The sequence below is a fragment of the Brucella haematophila genome, from assembly GCF_005938105.1.
Taxonomy (GTDB): Bacteria; Pseudomonadota; Alphaproteobacteria; order Rhizobiales; family Rhizobiaceae; genus Brucella; species Brucella haematophila.
In genome coordinates this window covers 92,818-109,365 of sequence record NZ_VCPE01000003.1, presented here as the reverse complement: position 1 = coordinate 109,365, position 16,548 = coordinate 92,818, and the positions used below count along the sequence as shown (strand labels likewise).

Genomic DNA, 16,548 nt, shown 5'->3' with positions numbered 1-16,548 from the left:
ATGAGTGGAACACGAGACCTGCTCGCGCGACGCGAGAAGTTGCTTGGGCGTAACATGTCACTCTTCTACAACGACCCGGTACATCTGGTGAAGGGTGAGGGTGTGTGGCTGTGGGACGCCGATGGTCGGCAATATCTCGATTGCTACAACAATGTGCCCCATGTCGGTCATTGCCACCCGCGTGTCGTCGAGGCGATCTATCGGCAGGCTTCGACGCTCAACACGCATACACGCTATCTGCATGAAGGCATTCTCGACTATGTTGACCGACTGACCGCGACCTTTGACCCGAGCCTCAACACGGCGATCCTGACCTGCACCGGCAGCGAAGCGAACGATGTGGCGCTGCGCATGGCGCAGGCCGTGACCGGCAAAACCGGTGTTATCGCGACTGACTTTACCTATCATGGGAACACGACTGCCGTGTCCCAACTGTCCACCCGGATGCCGCCGGTTGGTGGTTTTGGCGGTCATGTCCGTCATGTCCCGGCACCAGATGCTTATCGCCCCCTCGGCGGAGAGCCAGATGAGGCCTTTGCCAAGGCATGGGCCTATCAGGTGGAACAAGCCATTGCGTCATTGCAGGACAGTCCTTTTGGCTTCTCGGCTCTGATCATAGATCCGTTTTTTGCCAATGAAGGTTTTCCCGATCTGCCTGACAGTTTTCTCGCATCTGCCGTTGCAGCGGTCAGAAAGGCCGGAGGTCTCGTTATAGCCGACGAAGTACAGCCTGGTTTTGGCCGTACGGGTACGCATATGTGGGGTCATCAGAAGGCGGGCATCGTGCCGGATGTGGTGACGCTCGGTAAGCCGATGGCTAACGGGCATCCTGTCGGCGCCGTGGTTGCGGGTTCTGACACGCTGAACGCTTTTCGCAAGGCTTTTCGCTATTTCAACACCTTTGGTGGCAACCCCGTATCCTGTGCGGCAGCCGCGGCGGTCCTCGATGTACTGGAGGACGAACAACTGCAGGCCAACGCATGTGTCATCGGAGCTTATGCACGACAGGGACTTCAGATGCTGGCTGAGAAACATACCCTCATCGGCAATGTGCGGGGCAGTGGTTTGTTTTTCGGTGCGGAACTGGTGCTTGATCGCCTGGAAAAGACCCCGGCTGCGGAAGTCGCGACACGGGTCATCAATGAAATGCGTCAGCGCGGCGTATTGATGGGCAAACTGGGGATACACCAGAACGTCACCAAAATCCGGCCCCCTCTGCCGTTTTCGAAAGAAAACGCCGATTTGATGCTCTCGGCTCTTGATGATGTTTTGAGCGGGCTGTGAACTATGGCTGATATGATAGAGGCGTTGACCAGGCGGGCGACGGTCGCCAGCGCCCATTGGAACTTGCCGGATCAAACGCCGCAATTACTGAAATATCGCGAGAATGCGGTGTTCAAAGTTATTCTCCCAAATGGTGACCGCGCAGCATTGCGCTTGCATCGTCCTGGCTATCATTCCCGTCAGGCGCTGGTGTCGGAACTTGACTGGATGGCTGACCTCGGTAAATGCGGCATCACGGTGCCACAACCGCTTCCGTCATCAGGGGGCGCACCACTTGTCGCTTTGCCCGCGAATGGTGGCCTGACGCTGTATGTCGATCTCATAGGCTGGGTTGAGGGCGAACCGCTTGGGGAAAGCGGCGTACCGCTCATGCGCCAAGGGAGAGACATGCGGGATGTGTTTCGCGCCATAGGTTCTGAAATGGCACGAATGCATGAGGCTGCTGACAGGTTTGACCGACCGAAGAATTTTGAGCGCCCCGCCTGGGATGTTTCGGGATTATTAGGCGAAGCGCCATTTTGGGGACGCTTTTGGGATTGCGTTGCGGTGGATGATAGTGACCGCACATATTTGACCGTACTGCGGGAAACTCTGTTGATACAGCTGGCCGGGCTGGCTCCGGCGATTGATTACGGGCTTATCCATGCTGATCTGGTACGCGAAAATGTCTTTATTCAAAACGGGTCTGTCGCGTTTATCGATTTCGATGATTGCGGCTTCGGGTTTCGCCTGTTCGATCTCGCGACAGTGCTGTTGAGAAGCCGGCGCGAAGCTGATTATGACGATCTATGTGCCAGCCTGCTCGAAGGCTATGCGGCTTTCAGGCCGCAGATGGCCGCAGAATTTGTACATCTGCCGCTTTTTCTGTTGCTGCGTGCTTTGACCTATGTTGGCTGGGCCGCAACGCGGCAGGAGTTGCCGGACAATGTTGAACGCCTGAAGCGTTATATTGCCGATGTTCGGACGCTGGCCACCGGTTACCGCTAGTGTTCATCTCCTAAATATGGTGGGTGTTGGCTTTCACCCAGAAACATCGGAGATGTGAAAAGCACATATCGGGGTCAGAACAAGATCTATTCCCGCCATCCAAACGCGGTACTGATCGCTTTTGTCGTTTTCAGGAGTTCGGGAAGGTGACCTTGAAGGACATCGATATTGATCTGAGCCCGGAAGGAGGTAATGGAAACTGCTCCAACCACGGAATTGGAATGATCGCGAACAGGTGCTGCGATGCAGTTGGATAAAGAGTCAAATTCGCCATCGTCAAATGCCCATCCCCGCTCACGAACCTGCTCAAGGACCCGATTATATGTGTCGATGTCGGTGAGTGTTCTGTCGGTATGGCGGCTGAAATTCGCACGGGCGAGAATACGCTCTTTTTGCGCCTCCGGTAAAAAGGCAAGTATTGCCTTGGCAACACCGGCGGTATTGACGACAACATCGCCACCAATCACAGTGTTGAGGACAATGGATTCACGCGGCTCTATTTTGTCCACATAAGTAATGCGGTCGTGATTGGGCACCGCGAACTGAATTGTAAGTCGCAGCCTTGTTCCAAGCTCGTTCAAATAGGGGTGCGCGATGGAACGCAGATCAAAGTTCTCCATCGCAGAGCGCGCAAGCGCAGCCAGACGAAAACCCGTGCCAAAAACGCCAGGTGATGTCTGGCGAACAAAACCGGCGTCTTGAAGGGTCAGCAGGGTTCGCAAAACCGTAGTTCTGTGCACGCCCATAAGTGCTGCAATATCGACAGCCGTCCTTGGAGACAGGCTGCAAAGTTCCAGGATCTCAATAGCGCGCGATACGGTAGTGCTCATGCATTTTATCTAACCGTTCTTTCCGCTCCAGTCACGCCAATACGCAAGATCGCATTTGCAAATCTTCGCGTGTCCCCGGTAACGATGCACAAAGCCGTGTCTGACGAGCGCGTTAATGCAACAAAGGATGCGCGGTCGATGGTTTGGCGTTCGATTCGAGGCGGCAGAACCGTAGCCACTTCATCGGCAACTGCGGCCAGCGCAGGCTCGGACGGGGTCATGGTGGTGAGTGCTTCGATGGCAACTGCCTGCGAGATCAGTTCGACAACTTCAGGAACAAGCGGGCTTCCAGAGCGCAGTGCAGCATGCACGATGGTTGCCTTGTCGTTCACGGCTGTGGCCGCGGCGAAATGGGCATCTGTGACAATGATGAGCGATTTATGCCCTGCCGAGGCCAGAGCCGACAGGACATGGGGATGAATGATTGGAAATCTGAGCATCAGCTGAAATGTTGTCCGCCGTTGATATCGATTACAGTGCCGGTGACAAAGGCTGCCCCAGGTGATGTCAGCCAGCTGACGGCTGAGGCAACATCGGCAGGGACGCCGGCACGCCCGACCGGTATCGTTGTGATGGTTGTCCGCTTGGAATCTTTTGTGGTGAACGTGTCGTGAAACGGTGTTGCTTCGATAAATCCGGGAGCGACCGCATTAACCGTTATGCCCTGATCGGCTACTTCTTTGGAAAGACCGCGCGTGAAGCCGAAAAGTGCGGCCTTTGCCGTACCATAGGCTGTTGCGCCGGCGTGGCCGCCCGTCCGTCCCGCAAGAGAAGCCACGATGACAATGCGGCCATCCTTATTCATGATTGGCAGAAGGCGTTTCGTTAAAAGGAATACGCTGTCCACATTCAGTGCCTGAACCTTACGAAACAATTCGTAGGGCATTTCTTCGATGCTGGAACGCTGCACCAGGCCACCGGCATTGTGAACGAGAATATCGATGTGCCCGATCTGGCTCTCAATCCGATCCCCGAATTTGTTCACCTCTTCTTCGATGGTCAAATCGACTGGAAGTGCCAATGGTGCTTTCTGTGCGGCGTTTACAAGCCTTGCCATAGCTTCGGGCGAAGGTTGGTGGCTTCGATATGTCAGGATGACGTGCGCACCGCGTTTCGCGAGATCTTCTGCTATGGCTGCTCCTATGCCGACACCGCCGCCCGTTACAAGGGCGGTCTTTCCGCTCAGTTCCAAATTGCTCATCGAGCTTTCTCCTTCAGTATCGTTAGTGCTGGGATTTTGCGGCAAGGGATGTGTTCCCTTCCGGTCGGCGGTGCGCATATGCGAACGTGGCGAGAGCCGTTATTGCTAGAGAGCACGCGAGAAAAAGCAGCCCTGCTTTTGTGGAGCCGGTGAGGTCAGTCAGCCATCCGACAACAAAAGGTGAAACGAAACCGCCAATATTGCCAATCGAATTGACAAGACCGATGCTGGCTGCGGCTGCGGCACCGCTAAAGAGGCTGGCAGGCATGGAAAGCATCGGACCAATCGCGGTGAAAATGCCCATTGCAGCGACCGAAAGTAACGCCAGTGCAATCACGGCATTCACGCTCAGGGCATATCCGGCACCCAACAGCCCAATGGAAGCAATCAAAAGGCTGATTGAGACATGGGCGGCACGTTTTCCGGTTCGGTCCGCGCGCCGGCTCCACCAGATGATGACGAGCGCGCCAGCCAGATAGGGGATCGAAACAATCAAACCACGATGAAAATCGCTGAACTGTCCCATTTCGCCGACAATCGTTGGTAGCCAGAAACCAAGGCCATAGATACCGAGCACCATGCCGAAATTGAGCAGCGCGTAAACGATGGCACGAGGGTCTTTGAGTGCACTCCAAAAAGAATGGTTGCGACCGGAACTGAGATCTGCACAGTCGCGTTCAATCGCATTCTGAAGTGCCTGCCTCTGTGCAACGGTCAACCATTTTGCTTCCGATGGTCTGTCAGTTAGAAGAAACGGTGTCAGAAACCCGAGCACCACCGCTGGCAAGCCTTCCACAAGGTACATCCATTGCCAACCATGCAAACCCCCAATCCCATCCATCTCAAGCAAGAGACCTGACAAAGGTGCACCGAGCATGTTGGCAACAGGTTGAGCCAATACAAAAACACCAAGCATGGCAGCCCGCATTCGTACTGGGAACCAAAGCGTGAAATAGAAAACGACCGCGGGGAAAAAGCCTGCCTCGGCGACACCGAGCAAGAAACGCACGATGTAAAATGAGGTGGTGTCGGTTACGAAGGCCATTGCCATGGCCAGTAGCCCCCAGGGGATAAGTATACGGGCGATCCATTTGCGCGCGCCGAACCGGTACATGCCTGCATTGCTTGGGATTTCGAACAGCGTGTAACCGATAAAGAACAGGCCGGCGCCCAGGCCGAAAACAGTTGAGGAGAAGCCAAGTTCGGCACTCATCTGTTCCTTTGCAAAGGCGACGTTGTTTCGATCAAGATATGCAACGAAATAAAGCAGGACGATAAGTGGCAACAATCGCCACTTTACCCGGTGCAGCGCCGATTCCAGTACTTCTTTCTCATTCAGTACCTGCAACATGAACCTCCCTTTCATGATCTGGATTTGGCGATGTGGTACAGCATTTGCACAATAAGTGCAATATATGCACTTGAAAAAGCCTATTGGCGGCTGAAAGTGCCGTGAGCTCAGGAGAAGATGGCGCTATGTCGCAAGCCACGCACTGGTTTGTGCTGGCGGGATGCGTTGCAGAGAATTGGTTCAGGACGAAATGTGGCTTACGGCAGAACGCAATTGTGCAGTTAGTTTCGCGGGTGGCGTTGCAAAAATTGTCCAGTAGGGAACGTGCCTATCTGCAGACGCAATTGTGCTCCGCGCCGAGAATTGTTTACTGAGGTAAGTCGTGCCGTTGAAGCGCTCAAGCAATTTGGGGTTGAAATGCAAAGCCTAACGACGAATGCCCGAAAGGCTGAACTCGACGTTATCCTCTTCGACCGCGGCACCCGCAACGTTCGGCTAACCGAAGCCGGACGCCGTTCATCGTTGAGGTGAATGGCGACATAAGCGTTCTCAACCCTGTGATCAAGGCGGCTGGAATCCAGTCGCGCGGGCAAGAAGGCGGCCTTCGCATTGCCGCTGTGAAAGAAACCGGGGCTGGTGGAACTGATGAGCAACCTTCCCAAGGGAAATAGCTGCAATATTCTAAGATAGTTCCACCGCGACGGTCTTAAGGATTGCTATAAAATCTTGGAGGGCTTTCTTTGAATCGCGATTGCGACGGGCGATTGCCAGTTCCCATACCAGATCCGTTGGTAAATCCTGGATTTCTCGAAAGACCACGCCATTGATGCGCATGGTACGCGCACCGGATGGTATAAGCGCAACGCCCAACTGTGCCGCGACCAGACTGAGGATTGTGTGCATCTGTCGCGCTTCCTGAACGATATCCGGCAGGAAACCTGCGTTTCGGCAAGCCTGGGTGATACGGGCATGCAGGACTGGCCCTTGGCTATAGGGAAACATGATAAAACGGCGCGAGGCCAGATTGCTGAGTGATACGCTTGCTGCACGAGCCAGATCATCACTTTCAGGAATAGCAACAATGAATCTATCACGGAAAATGGTTTCCACATGGAGTTCACGTTCGCTGGCGGCCGGAGGGTGAACAAACCCGAGATCGACACTTCCCTTGATGATGTCGGATAGTTGAGCGTCTGTGGGCCTCTCGTCAAGCCGTATAGCCACTTTCGAGTGGGCTCGGGTGAACCGTCGCAGTGTTTCGGGAAGAAGATGGTAAAGCGCTGCAGAAACAAAGGTAATTGACAGTTCCGCAACCGCTGCTGATGCAGCTCGACGCGCGATCCGGACGGCTTCGTCGGCTTGCAACAGTGTCTTTCGTGCTTCAATCAGGAATACCGCTCCCGCAGGTGTCAGTTCCACATGTCGGCGCGTGCGTTCAAAAAGCGAAAAACCAAGATCTGCCTCCAGCCGTCTGATGGACTGACTGAGCGGAGGTTGCGCCATGTGCAGACGTATAGCTGCACGACCAAAATGCAGTTCTTCGGCCACAGCCACAAAGTGGCGGAGATGATGCAGGTCAAGTGTCATATCGCCAGCATCTTAATACAGCGACCATTGATATTTGAAGTCCTTCTTTTGTCGCGACATTTTTTGACAAACAGAGAGCAGTGTTCTGTCGACTGACAAAAGTAGCAAGGAATCTGACGATGAAACTACCCGCATTCGCCTCCGCAATGGGTCTTGCAACGACCTTATGCAATCCAGCATCAGCCGAAATACTGCGGCAGGACTTTCGTGTTACCGCTGCGCCGGGCATTGAAATTGCCGTCCGGGAAGTCCGTGAAACACGAGTTGAGGCCAACAAGCCGCCGGTTATCCTTCTTCATGGCGCACGTGTGCCGGGAATTGCTTCGTTCGATTTGCCCGTCGAAGGTGGGTCGCTGGCTGCAGATCTCGCGCGTGCCGGCCATCTTGTTTTTGTCATGGACGCTAGTGGCTACGGCGCGTCGAGCCGACCGGGACAGGACGGGGACAATAAAGGATTGCCGCTTTCAAGTTCATTTGAGGTGGTGCGGGATATTCTGGCGGTCAATGACAGCGTTACATTCAGAACAGGGGCAAGGCAAATCGCACTTTTGGGTTGGGCCACGGGTGGTCACTGGGCAGGTATGTATGCTTCCCTCTATCCCGGACGGGTCAGCCATTTGGTTATGCTGAACAGCCTCTATGGCGCAACTTCCGGACATCCAGCGCTTGGATCAACGGGTGAAAATGCCGATCCATCGGACCGCAGTCGTTTTAACGTCGATAAATTCGGTGCTTTTCGTTTAAACACGGCTGCGTCGCTCATGTCCGCCTGGGACCGATCTATTCCCATTGACGATAAGTCAATCTGGCGGGATCCGACAGTAGCAGCAGCTTATCAGGAAGCTGCCTTGGCGTCTGATCCAACATCTTCTTCACGAACACCGCCTGCATTCCGTGCTCCGTCCGGCGCTATGGAAGATAGTTTCTACCTCGCAAATGGCCGACAGCTTTGGGATGCGGCATCGATCACTGCGCGGGTGTTAATTATTCGATCCGAGAATGATTTTTGGAGCAGACCTGCCGATGCGACAAGCCTTGCCGAACGATTGGTCAGGGCGAGGGACGTTCAAAGCGTCACCATTCCAGAAGCCACACATTTCGTCCATCTCGATCGCGGAGATAAAGGACGCAACCTTTTCCTGGCCGAAGTGGAGCGCTTTTTGTCCACAACTGCTCCGCAATGATCGACAAAGCTAGGGCACCAACGATGTTAAAGATCATTCTTTTCGGCCTTGTCGCATTCGTCATGGCAAACTCAGCCGCTTCCGCCAGTCCTGACGATGATACAAGCCCGATAGCTTCAGCCACGGCCAAACGTGTCATCCTGTTTGGTATTGACGGGCTTGCTGCTGCTGCGCCGGAGCGCATCGCAATGCCAACATTCAATGCACTAGCTAAACAGGGGGTGCGAATTCGTGAAATGTTTGTGGCACCGCCCTGGCATCCAACCATCGGCCCATGGGGTGATCTTCAAACGACATCATATCCGAACGTTGTTCAATTAACGGGAACACTCTTTATCAAACCCGATACGCGTTACGTGCAGGAAATATGGTTTCCGCCACAGCTTGGCCGAGGTGGGCCTGTTGGAATTACAGCCCATGCGACCAACAGTACCGCCTATGCCTCGCTTAATCGCGGCTTTAATCACAGTTTCATGCAGCGCGGTCCAGATCGCGCTGTTATTGACTGGTCGATTGCTCTGCTTCAAAGCACAGATGTCAAGTTCATGCGCATACATCTGCAAAACACTGGCGAGGCCGGTCGGGTGGAAAGTGCCGATCAAATCAAAGATGTTCCCTGGCGCCACAACATCTGGGCTGAAAACTCCCCCTATCGTCGCGCGGCAGAGGCAGCTGATAGCGAGCTTGCTCGCTTTGTTACTGCGCTGAAAGCCAATGGCAAATGGGATGATACTGTATTGATCGTTACCTCGGATCACGGGCAGGCGGATCATGGTTGGCATGCGCCAATGTCTGAAGCATCGTGGTCCACCCCCTTTTTAATCACTGGTCCGGGCATCGTCAGAGGTCGCACGTTGTCATACGGAGAACAGACGGATATCGTTCCGACCATCGCAGCAGTGCTCCACGTGGCCGCGCCCAACAAGGGGCCAGGGGCTGGGCGGGTTATGCGTGAAGTTTTTACGCAGGGAAAAAGCGTCGAAGTTCCGCATCGTCTGGAAACGGTTAACAGGCAGATGCGGGAATATATGCTTCTGGAGGCTCAAATGCGTATCGCCTCTGCAAAGAGGCCATCTCTTGATGACGTTCTCATGCAGGCACATAATACAGGCTTGACTGATCGACAGTTCTACGGCCTCGACCGGTTTTTAGAATGGTATAGGGCGGGGTCGATTGATAAACTGATCGAAAACAACCGATTAGTTTTGAGCGACTTGAGAACGAAATACGACGCTACTGAGCGGCCTTGGAAATAACTGTCCGTGGTCACCTCATCCTCGTAGGGGTCCGGCAGTATCCAGACTACCACTCAGGTATCCGCGCGCTATCAGCGCAAATCGACGATGAATGCACAAAGGGGATTCTGATATACATCCCCTACATTTACCGCACCGCATCCTTGATACTCTCATTGAACAAGTGGGCAGCTATAAACTCCACAATTGCACTTAGTTTGAGTGAAGGGTGCCGTCTGGAAGGTCAGATCAATCGGAAGGCTCCTGAATTTGCAGTGTGATTTTCAAGTATGATGACTAACGATCCTTGCCGTATATGCCGGATTATGTCACAAAAATTCACTTTGTTAATATCAGTCGTATTCTTGTCCGAATTTATGCTGCGAGCTCTGCAAAAAACGGAAATGGCGAGCAATTGTCATTTGCGAAATGCTTCTTGCGCATCATATGTGCTACTTTGATTTTTGCGATTGTTGCCGAAGCCGAATGAAATGCCTTGAAGCCCAACATGTGTTTGGTAGACTGTTTGATAAACCGGTGATCCTGCTTAAGGATTTTATTGAGATATTTTACCTGCAGGCTTTCAATCATCTTGCCGTGACCCGTGGTTTTCAGGATTGTGTTTACAGCTTGTGATCCCGCCACATTGGCTCCGCTCTCATCAACACGCCATGAGCCACACGTTCGACGTTTGCGCTTTGTGCCTGATCTGCAATCTGTGGCGCGTAACGGGCAACCAACGGTTCAATGTTGCATGGTCAACGTCCACACCACGTTCAGCCATAATTTCCTGAAAGCCACGATAGAAACCGGGATAAAGCACGCAAAAGAAAACGGTGTAGAGGATGACCCTCTTGGGAAAGGGCACCCCTTTGAAATCGGTCGCCATACCCAGTCACCACAATTAATTCTGCCCACCTATCGCAATAGAGCTAAGAAGAAGTGAATTTCTGCGACAAAACCCTAAACTGACGGTATTTAAAAGCTTGGGGAGGACGTGGTCGAGCCGAGTTAATTAAAACTGACTGCTCTCAGCAAGTGATTTATTAGGTCCTGGGTCTGGCCGTCTCCAGAACTCCTGCCCCCACATTTTCCCTGTTATCATTCAAACTCCGTCGGGGATTTCATAAAGGCGGTGCATACGGGCCTAACGCGTCGAAAAGCGGTCGCAGATGATGGGCATATTTGCGCCACCGGTCGATTGCGTGGCGAAACACGGGCTGACGCACCTGAACCACGCTTGCCGTTCGCACTGAGCGTTTGGTGCGGTAGAAGCTCAGACAGTTTTCATCCCATTTTAGCTGGCAAGCGTCTTCAATCAGCCATTTGATTTTTTCCGTCGGGTTCGAGATGAGTTCTTCATGCTGCACATGGATGACGCGGCCTGTTGGCAGCACCCGATCCCAATGATCCATCATGTCGCGATAACGAACATATTGTTCGCCGATGTCCTTGAGATCGTATGTCGTTTCATTGCTGGCTTTGAATGACTGGCGGAAACAACCGAGGCAGGTATCTACCGGGTTTCTCACGCTGTGCAATATTCGGGCATTTGGAAACATCAGATGGATTGCGCCGATATTGAGATAGTTGCCCAGAAGCTTGTCGACAAAGAGCGCTCCTCCGGTCCAGCCGTAGTCGCGCATCAGACGCAGATATTCGTTTGCCAAGGCCGAAATCTGGCCGGTGTCGGTAAATCGTGCCTCAGCACTGAGATTGACAATAGCTTTCCACAGCGCGGGCACTTCGCCGAGCCCCTGCACTTTGCTGTGGCTTGAGAGAATCTGCTCAATGAGTGTTGAGCCCGAACGCGGCATGCCGACGATGAAGATCGGCGCAACGTCTTCTCGCCCGTAACCGCTCTTCCCGTTGACGAACGCCGGAGTATAGCGAGCTTTGCGATCCTCAATAATATCTGCATGGCGGCGTGCGACTGCTTCCGGATGCTCGCTCCTGGGCCGGGAATGCGGTGGTGCAATCAGAATAGGTTCCGGCCCGCCCAGATTGTCGATGATTTGTTTTCGTCGCATGCGGTTGGCCGCTAGAAATGCACCGAAGGCTTCATCGAATTGCCCCGCCTTTTCCAGCAATTCGCCAAGAGCGAACAACAGCGGAATTCTGATGGATTCCGGCCGGTCGGCATCATGCGCTACGGCGAACATTTCTTTGCGCTCCTCGTCGGAGATGTCACCCGGCTTGATACGGGCGATGCCGAGTAGGGCGCCCACGCGAACGTCGTCGATGTCTAGCAAAGACCGGTAGGTTTGCAGCGCTGTGTCCAGATCGCCAGTGACTTCAAGAGCATAGGCCAGGGAGAAACCGACCGCCGTGCTGCGGGGTTTAACAACACCTGCCCGCCGATAGGTGTCGACGGCAAGTTGCCATTCTCCCAATTCGCCAAACGTGAAAGCCAGTGCGAAAATCGCTTCAAATGAGCGTGGGTCGGAGCGTAAGATCTTTCTTAGCCGGTCCCGCGCGCTGACGAGCGCCCCTGTTTCAATGTCTATTGTCGCGTTGAAATAACGCGCCGGAAGATACTGTGGTGCTTCCCGTTCAAGGTGGTTATAGATGCGCGCGGCATCTTCAAGCAGCCCTTTGCCATGCAGTTGGGTGGCCTTTTCCATGAAAACCGCGATGGTTTCGGAATCCATCGTGATTATTGCTTTTTTCCCCAAAAAAACGCTCCATAAAAATATTTATTAGTTTCTAAATTATTCTCGATTCGAAAGATGTTTTCTAGTAAAAGCATCGATATCTAATCTCGCTAGAGAAAAAGGGTTCGGGGGAATCATGAAATTAAGCGTTCGTCGTGGCGGCCTGTCGGCCGGCGCTTCTCTTATGACGTTGTTGCTTTTGATGGCGCCGGGGCACGCCGAACAGCAGCTGATCAATTTTTACGTCAACGGTGCCCTCAGCAACGACATAACAAATCCAGCTTTTGGCGGGCCTCAGACCAATTTCAATTCGGGCTGCTGTGCGTCTTATCGCGGTCCCGGCCAGGGACCTGATGATGCTCCTGTTCTCCCCGGCGGATTTATGACGACCAGTTCCGGTCCCGGGGCCATTTCCGAAGCACAGTCTGCCGGTGTCGGAACGAAGGGTTCGCCGGTTACCGGTCCGCAGGTCAACGATGCCTATGACGGTTATGGCGGGATCGGCTTCCGGCAGGGCGGCAGTCTGGTGACCAATTTTGGTGGGTTGACGGTCACGCGACAGGTCGATGTGACACATGGTCCGAACTCGGTAAGCACCCCAATAACCGCGAACTTTGCGGTCGGCGGGGTGGCCAATGCTGCACGCTGGGTCGAGACAATATCGAACACGACCGGCAGTACGATCAACGGAACTTTTTCTTATTTCAATAATATGGGGTCAGACAGCTCTACTGTCTATGATGCGTCAAGTTCTGGTGACGTCAATGCACAATCCGGTATTCTGTATCTGGTTTCCCATCAGACAATCAGTACGGATCCGGTTATCACACATATTTTCGGCAATAACGACTATACGCTGAACTCGACCATGGTTCATAGCGACGGCAACGATAATCCAGAATGGCAATATTCCATCACGCTCGCGCCGGGTGAAACCAAGAAGATCGTGCTGTTCAACGTTCTGACGGCAGATCTGAATTTCGACTACACGAATGTCAGTTCCGATGTTGCTCTTGGTGCCGGGATAGCCAATCTCATCACCAATAACGGTCAGGCGATTTCAGCGGATTCGCTACCTTTTACATTCTTCTCGGACCTGTCACGCGAAGAGCTGAAAGAAATACTCAATTACGATTTTGTCGGGCTGACGCTGGATACATCGCGTCCGTATTTCATCGAGACCGACTATGCCATGACACATGGCGCGATTGAGTTCGATGGTGGCACGTTGCGCCCGACGGGAACCATGACCTTCAATGAGGACATGACGGTTCATACGTCTGGCGGCATTATCGACAACACCAATGGTGACCTTACATTCGCAGGCGCGCTGACCGGTGTTGGCGGCATGACTTTTAGCGGTACCAATAAAACCATACTCACCGGAGCCAACCATTTTGACGGCGGAACAACGGTTCAATCCGGAACGCTGATCGTTGGCAATCACGGCACGGGTTCGCTTGGTGGTGGGGTTTCGGTTCTGTCCGGGGCTACACTGGGTGGAACGGGCTCGCTTGACGGCAACGTGAACATTGCGTCGGGAGGTATTCTTTCACCGGGTAATTCAATTGGCACCCTGACGATCAACGGCGATCTGGTGCTGCAAGCCGGATCGACGCTCGAGGTTGAAATCGCCGGTAATGGCACGACCGATCTTGTGAATGTCAGCGGCATGGCGACCATTACGGGCTCGCATGCGGTCATCACGGCTATCGACCCCGAAACGAGCTATAGGCTGGGGCAGACCTATACGATCCTGACGGCCACAGATGGTATAACGGGGCAGTTTGCGGATGTTACATCTCGTTCGGCATTCCTGAACTTTGGTGTTTCATCGGGGACGGCGCTGACCATTTCATTGAAAGATGGCAATTCCGCACCAGCCAAGCTGTTTACGAAAGCGGCGAACACGCCAAATCAGTGGGCGACTGCCGCTGCTTTGGGTACGCTGGAACAAAGCGGCCAGCCGCTGGCTTTTTATAACAGTCTTCTGATGCTGACTGACGAAGAAGCGCGTGCAGCGTTCGATCGGCTGTCTGGTGAGGCCTATGCTTCTGCAAAGGGCGTTCTGATTGAACAGGCGCATTTCACGCGTGATGCGATGACAAACCGGTTGCAGCAGGCCTTCGGTGCAACGCCTTCGACTCCTATCGAGGTTCTGTCCTACGGACCGGATCAGAAGAAGTCTGATGGTCAGGCATTTGATTATGTCAGCCCAGCCAGCGTTGGCCGCCCGGCCACTGGTTATGCGGCCTGGGGTTATGCTTTCGGTGTTTGGGGGCAGCAGGACGATCGCAATAATACCGGTGAACTGAAATCATCGACCGGCGGTTTTGTCACCGGTCTGGATGGCGTTGTCTATGACAATTGGCGGCTTGGTCTGCTCGCGGGCTACAGCCATACGAGCTTCAATGCTGATGATCGCGCATCCTCAGGCAGCAGCGATAACTACACGCTGGGCACCTATGCCGGTACGGAATGGGGCTTGTCGGGTGGCGATGTTCTGGCCTTCCGGTCGGGCCTCAGCTATACGTGGCATGAACTGGAGATGGGGCGCTGGGTTGCTTTCCCGGGCTTCAGCGATCGTCTGAGTGCCGATTATAATGCGGGCACGTTCCAGATGTTCGGCGAGCTGGCTTACCGGACTCAACTGAGCAAGGCCACTTTGGAACCATATGCCAATCTGGCTTATGTGCGCTTGAAAACAGATGGTTTCGATGAACAGGGGCTGACAGCCGCTGCTCTGTCTACGCATTCCGACACGACGGATCCGACGTTCAGTACGCTTGGTTTTCGGGCCTCGACCGATGTTGATCTGGGCAGCCTGAATGCCAGAGCGCGTGCGGATATTGGCTGGCGGCATGCCTATGGCGATGTGTCGCCTGTATCGACGGCGAGCTTCGTTGGATCGGATGCGTTTACGGTTACGGGCGCTCCCATTGCCAGAGATGCTGCTACGATCGAAGCAGGTCTGGATTTCCAGATCAGTAAGGATGCGGTGCTGGGGATTTCATATAACGGTCAGTTTGGTTCATCTGCTCAACAGAATGGCGTTAATGCAAAGTTGAGCGTGAATTTTTGAACACCGTAATGCCGGCTTTCTCCGGTCACGCGATGGAACAGGCGTCGTGTAACAGGAAGCCAGAAAATGGAATGAGGCAATCCGATGGGTCGCCTCATTCCTGATCATTGCCAACAAATGAGCGAAGAGTTTTCGCTTCTGTAAAGCGCATTCATTTCAGTCGCTTGAGGCTTCTGATCCAGCCCCAATAAGCGCACACTTTCGGACGATCTTTTTCTTGAAATAGGCGAGAGGCCGTGAGCGCGGTCTGGGCTCGCCATCAGGCCGGCATTCCCAGGTGCTCTCGCATCCAGCGGGCCTCCTCGGTAGCGCTTCGCCCGAAATGCTTACGAAAATCGCGGCTGAACTGGGCGGCGCTGGCATAGCCGACTTCGGCTGCAACACTGGCGATTGAGCCACGATTGGATGCGATCATCAAGCGCGCTTCGTGCAGTCGCATAGCCTTGACGTAGCGGACTGGAGAAGTGCCGGTGAAGGCCTTAAAATGGGCGTGATAGGAAGGAACACTCATACAGGCCTCTGCTGCTAATTCCGGGACGGAAACGTCTGTTGTGAATGATGCGCGAATACGTGCAAGGCTATCCACGATCCGTCCGGCAGGGCCCCGGTGACGCAGGGCGGCCCGAAGAGCGCCCCCCTGAGGCCCGACGAGGACCAGGTAATGCAGTTCCCGCATAATGCCGGGTCCGAGGATCGCGCATTCCCGCGGATCCGCAAGCGCATTCATGGTTCTGCACAAGAGGTTTCGCAATTTCGGAGACAACGGGCTTGAGACAAGACTCCGAGCCTGCTCTCGCGTCGTGTTTCTGCCGTTCTCAAGCATCATAGCGATCTCGGCAGCCAGATGCAGGTCGAATTCCACGTAGAGCGCGAGCAGTGGCATTTCGGGACTGGCTTGCGACGCCATGCGGAACGGCACTGGAACCGATACGCCGAGATAGTGATCGGCATCGTAGCGATAGATTTGCCCATCCAGGAGGCCCTGTTTCGCGCCTTGCAGCACAAAGACCGCACCAGGTCGATAGAGAACTGGCACATCCTCCAGAACGGCTTCAGACCGTAAGATACGTATGCCATCCAAGGCCGTAGGGTTGTAACCGGGGTGCGGTGCTAGTTTGGACGCCTGCCAGGCTAGTTCGTCAGGTTTCATAGGATCGTTCAACTATAACAGAGGATCCGTGCTGTTTGACGGGTTCGTTTCAGATTATTTTAC

12 protein-coding genes and 1 pseudogene are annotated in these 16,548 nt (G+C 53.9%); 5 read left to right on the top strand and 8 right to left on the bottom strand.

The features are described 5' to 3' along the window. Together FGI60_RS05840 and FGI60_RS05835 are read left to right on the top strand one after the other, a co-directional pair. Entirely contained in the window at window positions 1–1,284 is a 1,284-nt protein-coding gene (locus tag FGI60_RS05840; RefSeq protein WP_138784333.1) for an aspartate aminotransferase family protein, read from the top strand. Window positions 1,285–1,287: 3 nt separating this feature from the next. Further along, window positions 1,288–2,271, top strand: a complete 984-nt coding sequence (locus FGI60_RS05835) for a phosphotransferase enzyme family protein (RefSeq protein WP_138784332.1) — start codon at window positions 1,288–1,290, stop codon at window positions 2,269–2,271. Window positions 2,272–2,357: 86 nt separating this feature from the next. On the opposite strand, the gene FGI60_RS05830 is transcribed toward FGI60_RS05835, so the two are convergent. From FGI60_RS05830 to FGI60_RS05810, 5 genes are all read right to left on the bottom strand, one after another. Further along, on the bottom strand, window positions 2,358–3,101 hold the full coding sequence (locus tag FGI60_RS05830) for an IclR family transcriptional regulator (protein WP_138784331.1): 744 nt from the start codon (window positions 3,099–3,101) through the stop codon (window positions 2,358–2,360). A gap of 5 nt (window positions 3,102–3,106) precedes the next feature. Beyond that, complete coding sequence (locus FGI60_RS05825) at window positions 3,107–3,541, bottom strand: RbsD/FucU domain-containing protein (protein ID WP_138784330.1); 435 nt, start codon at window positions 3,539–3,541, stop codon at window positions 3,107–3,109. After that, a complete protein-coding gene (locus tag FGI60_RS05820; protein WP_138784329.1) occupies window positions 3,541–4,302 on the bottom strand; it encodes an SDR family NAD(P)-dependent oxidoreductase in 762 nt (253 codons plus the stop codon). Before FGI60_RS05820 ends, FGI60_RS05825 begins: the two co-directional genes overlap by 1 nt. A 22-nt stretch (window positions 4,303–4,324) precedes the next feature. Further along, window positions 4,325–5,653, bottom strand: coding sequence for an MFS transporter (locus tag FGI60_RS05815; RefSeq protein ID WP_138784328.1), 1,329 nt, complete (start codon window positions 5,651–5,653; stop codon window positions 4,325–4,327). 621 nt (window positions 5,654–6,274) lie between these two features. After that, on the bottom strand, window positions 6,275–7,180 hold the full coding sequence (locus FGI60_RS05810; protein ID WP_138784327.1) for a LysR family transcriptional regulator: 906 nt from the start codon (window positions 7,178–7,180) through the stop codon (window positions 6,275–6,277). 119 nt (window positions 7,181–7,299) lie between these two features. Here FGI60_RS05810 and FGI60_RS05805 point away from each other — a divergent pair, with 119 nt between their 5' ends. Both FGI60_RS05805 and FGI60_RS05800 read left to right on the top strand, forming a co-directional pair. Then, window positions 7,300–8,364, top strand: a complete 1,065-nt coding sequence (locus FGI60_RS05805; RefSeq protein ID WP_138784326.1) for an alpha/beta hydrolase — start codon at window positions 7,300–7,302, stop codon at window positions 8,362–8,364. 23 nt (window positions 8,365–8,387) lie between these two features. Continuing rightward, complete coding sequence (locus FGI60_RS05800; RefSeq protein WP_171058707.1) at window positions 8,388–9,620, top strand: sulfatase-like hydrolase/transferase; 1,233 nt, start codon at window positions 8,388–8,390, stop codon at window positions 9,618–9,620. 354 nt (window positions 9,621–9,974) lie between these two features. Here the strand turns inward: FGI60_RS05800 and FGI60_RS05795 are convergent. Further along, window positions 9,975–10,488 (bottom strand): annotated as a pseudogene (locus tag FGI60_RS05795) (DDE-type integrase/transposase/recombinase). Between the two features lie 235 nt (window positions 10,489–10,723). Continuing rightward, complete coding sequence (locus FGI60_RS05790) at window positions 10,724–12,250, bottom strand: tetratricopeptide repeat-containing sulfotransferase family protein (protein WP_138784324.1); 1,527 nt, start codon at window positions 12,248–12,250, stop codon at window positions 10,724–10,726. Window positions 12,251–12,389: 139 nt separating this feature from the next. Between FGI60_RS05790 and FGI60_RS05785 the strand changes: the two genes are divergently transcribed. Then, window positions 12,390–15,335: an autotransporter outer membrane beta-barrel domain-containing protein gene (locus FGI60_RS05785; protein WP_138784323.1), complete on the top strand. Its 2,946-nt coding sequence runs from the start codon at window positions 12,390–12,392 to the stop codon at window positions 15,333–15,335. 259 nt (window positions 15,336–15,594) lie between these two features. Here the strand turns inward: FGI60_RS05785 and FGI60_RS05780 are convergent, their stop codons facing one another. Beyond that, entirely contained in the window at window positions 15,595–16,485 is an 891-nt protein-coding gene (locus FGI60_RS05780; protein ID WP_138784322.1) for an AraC family transcriptional regulator, read from the bottom strand. Between the last annotated feature and the right edge of the window lie 63 nt (window positions 16,486–16,548).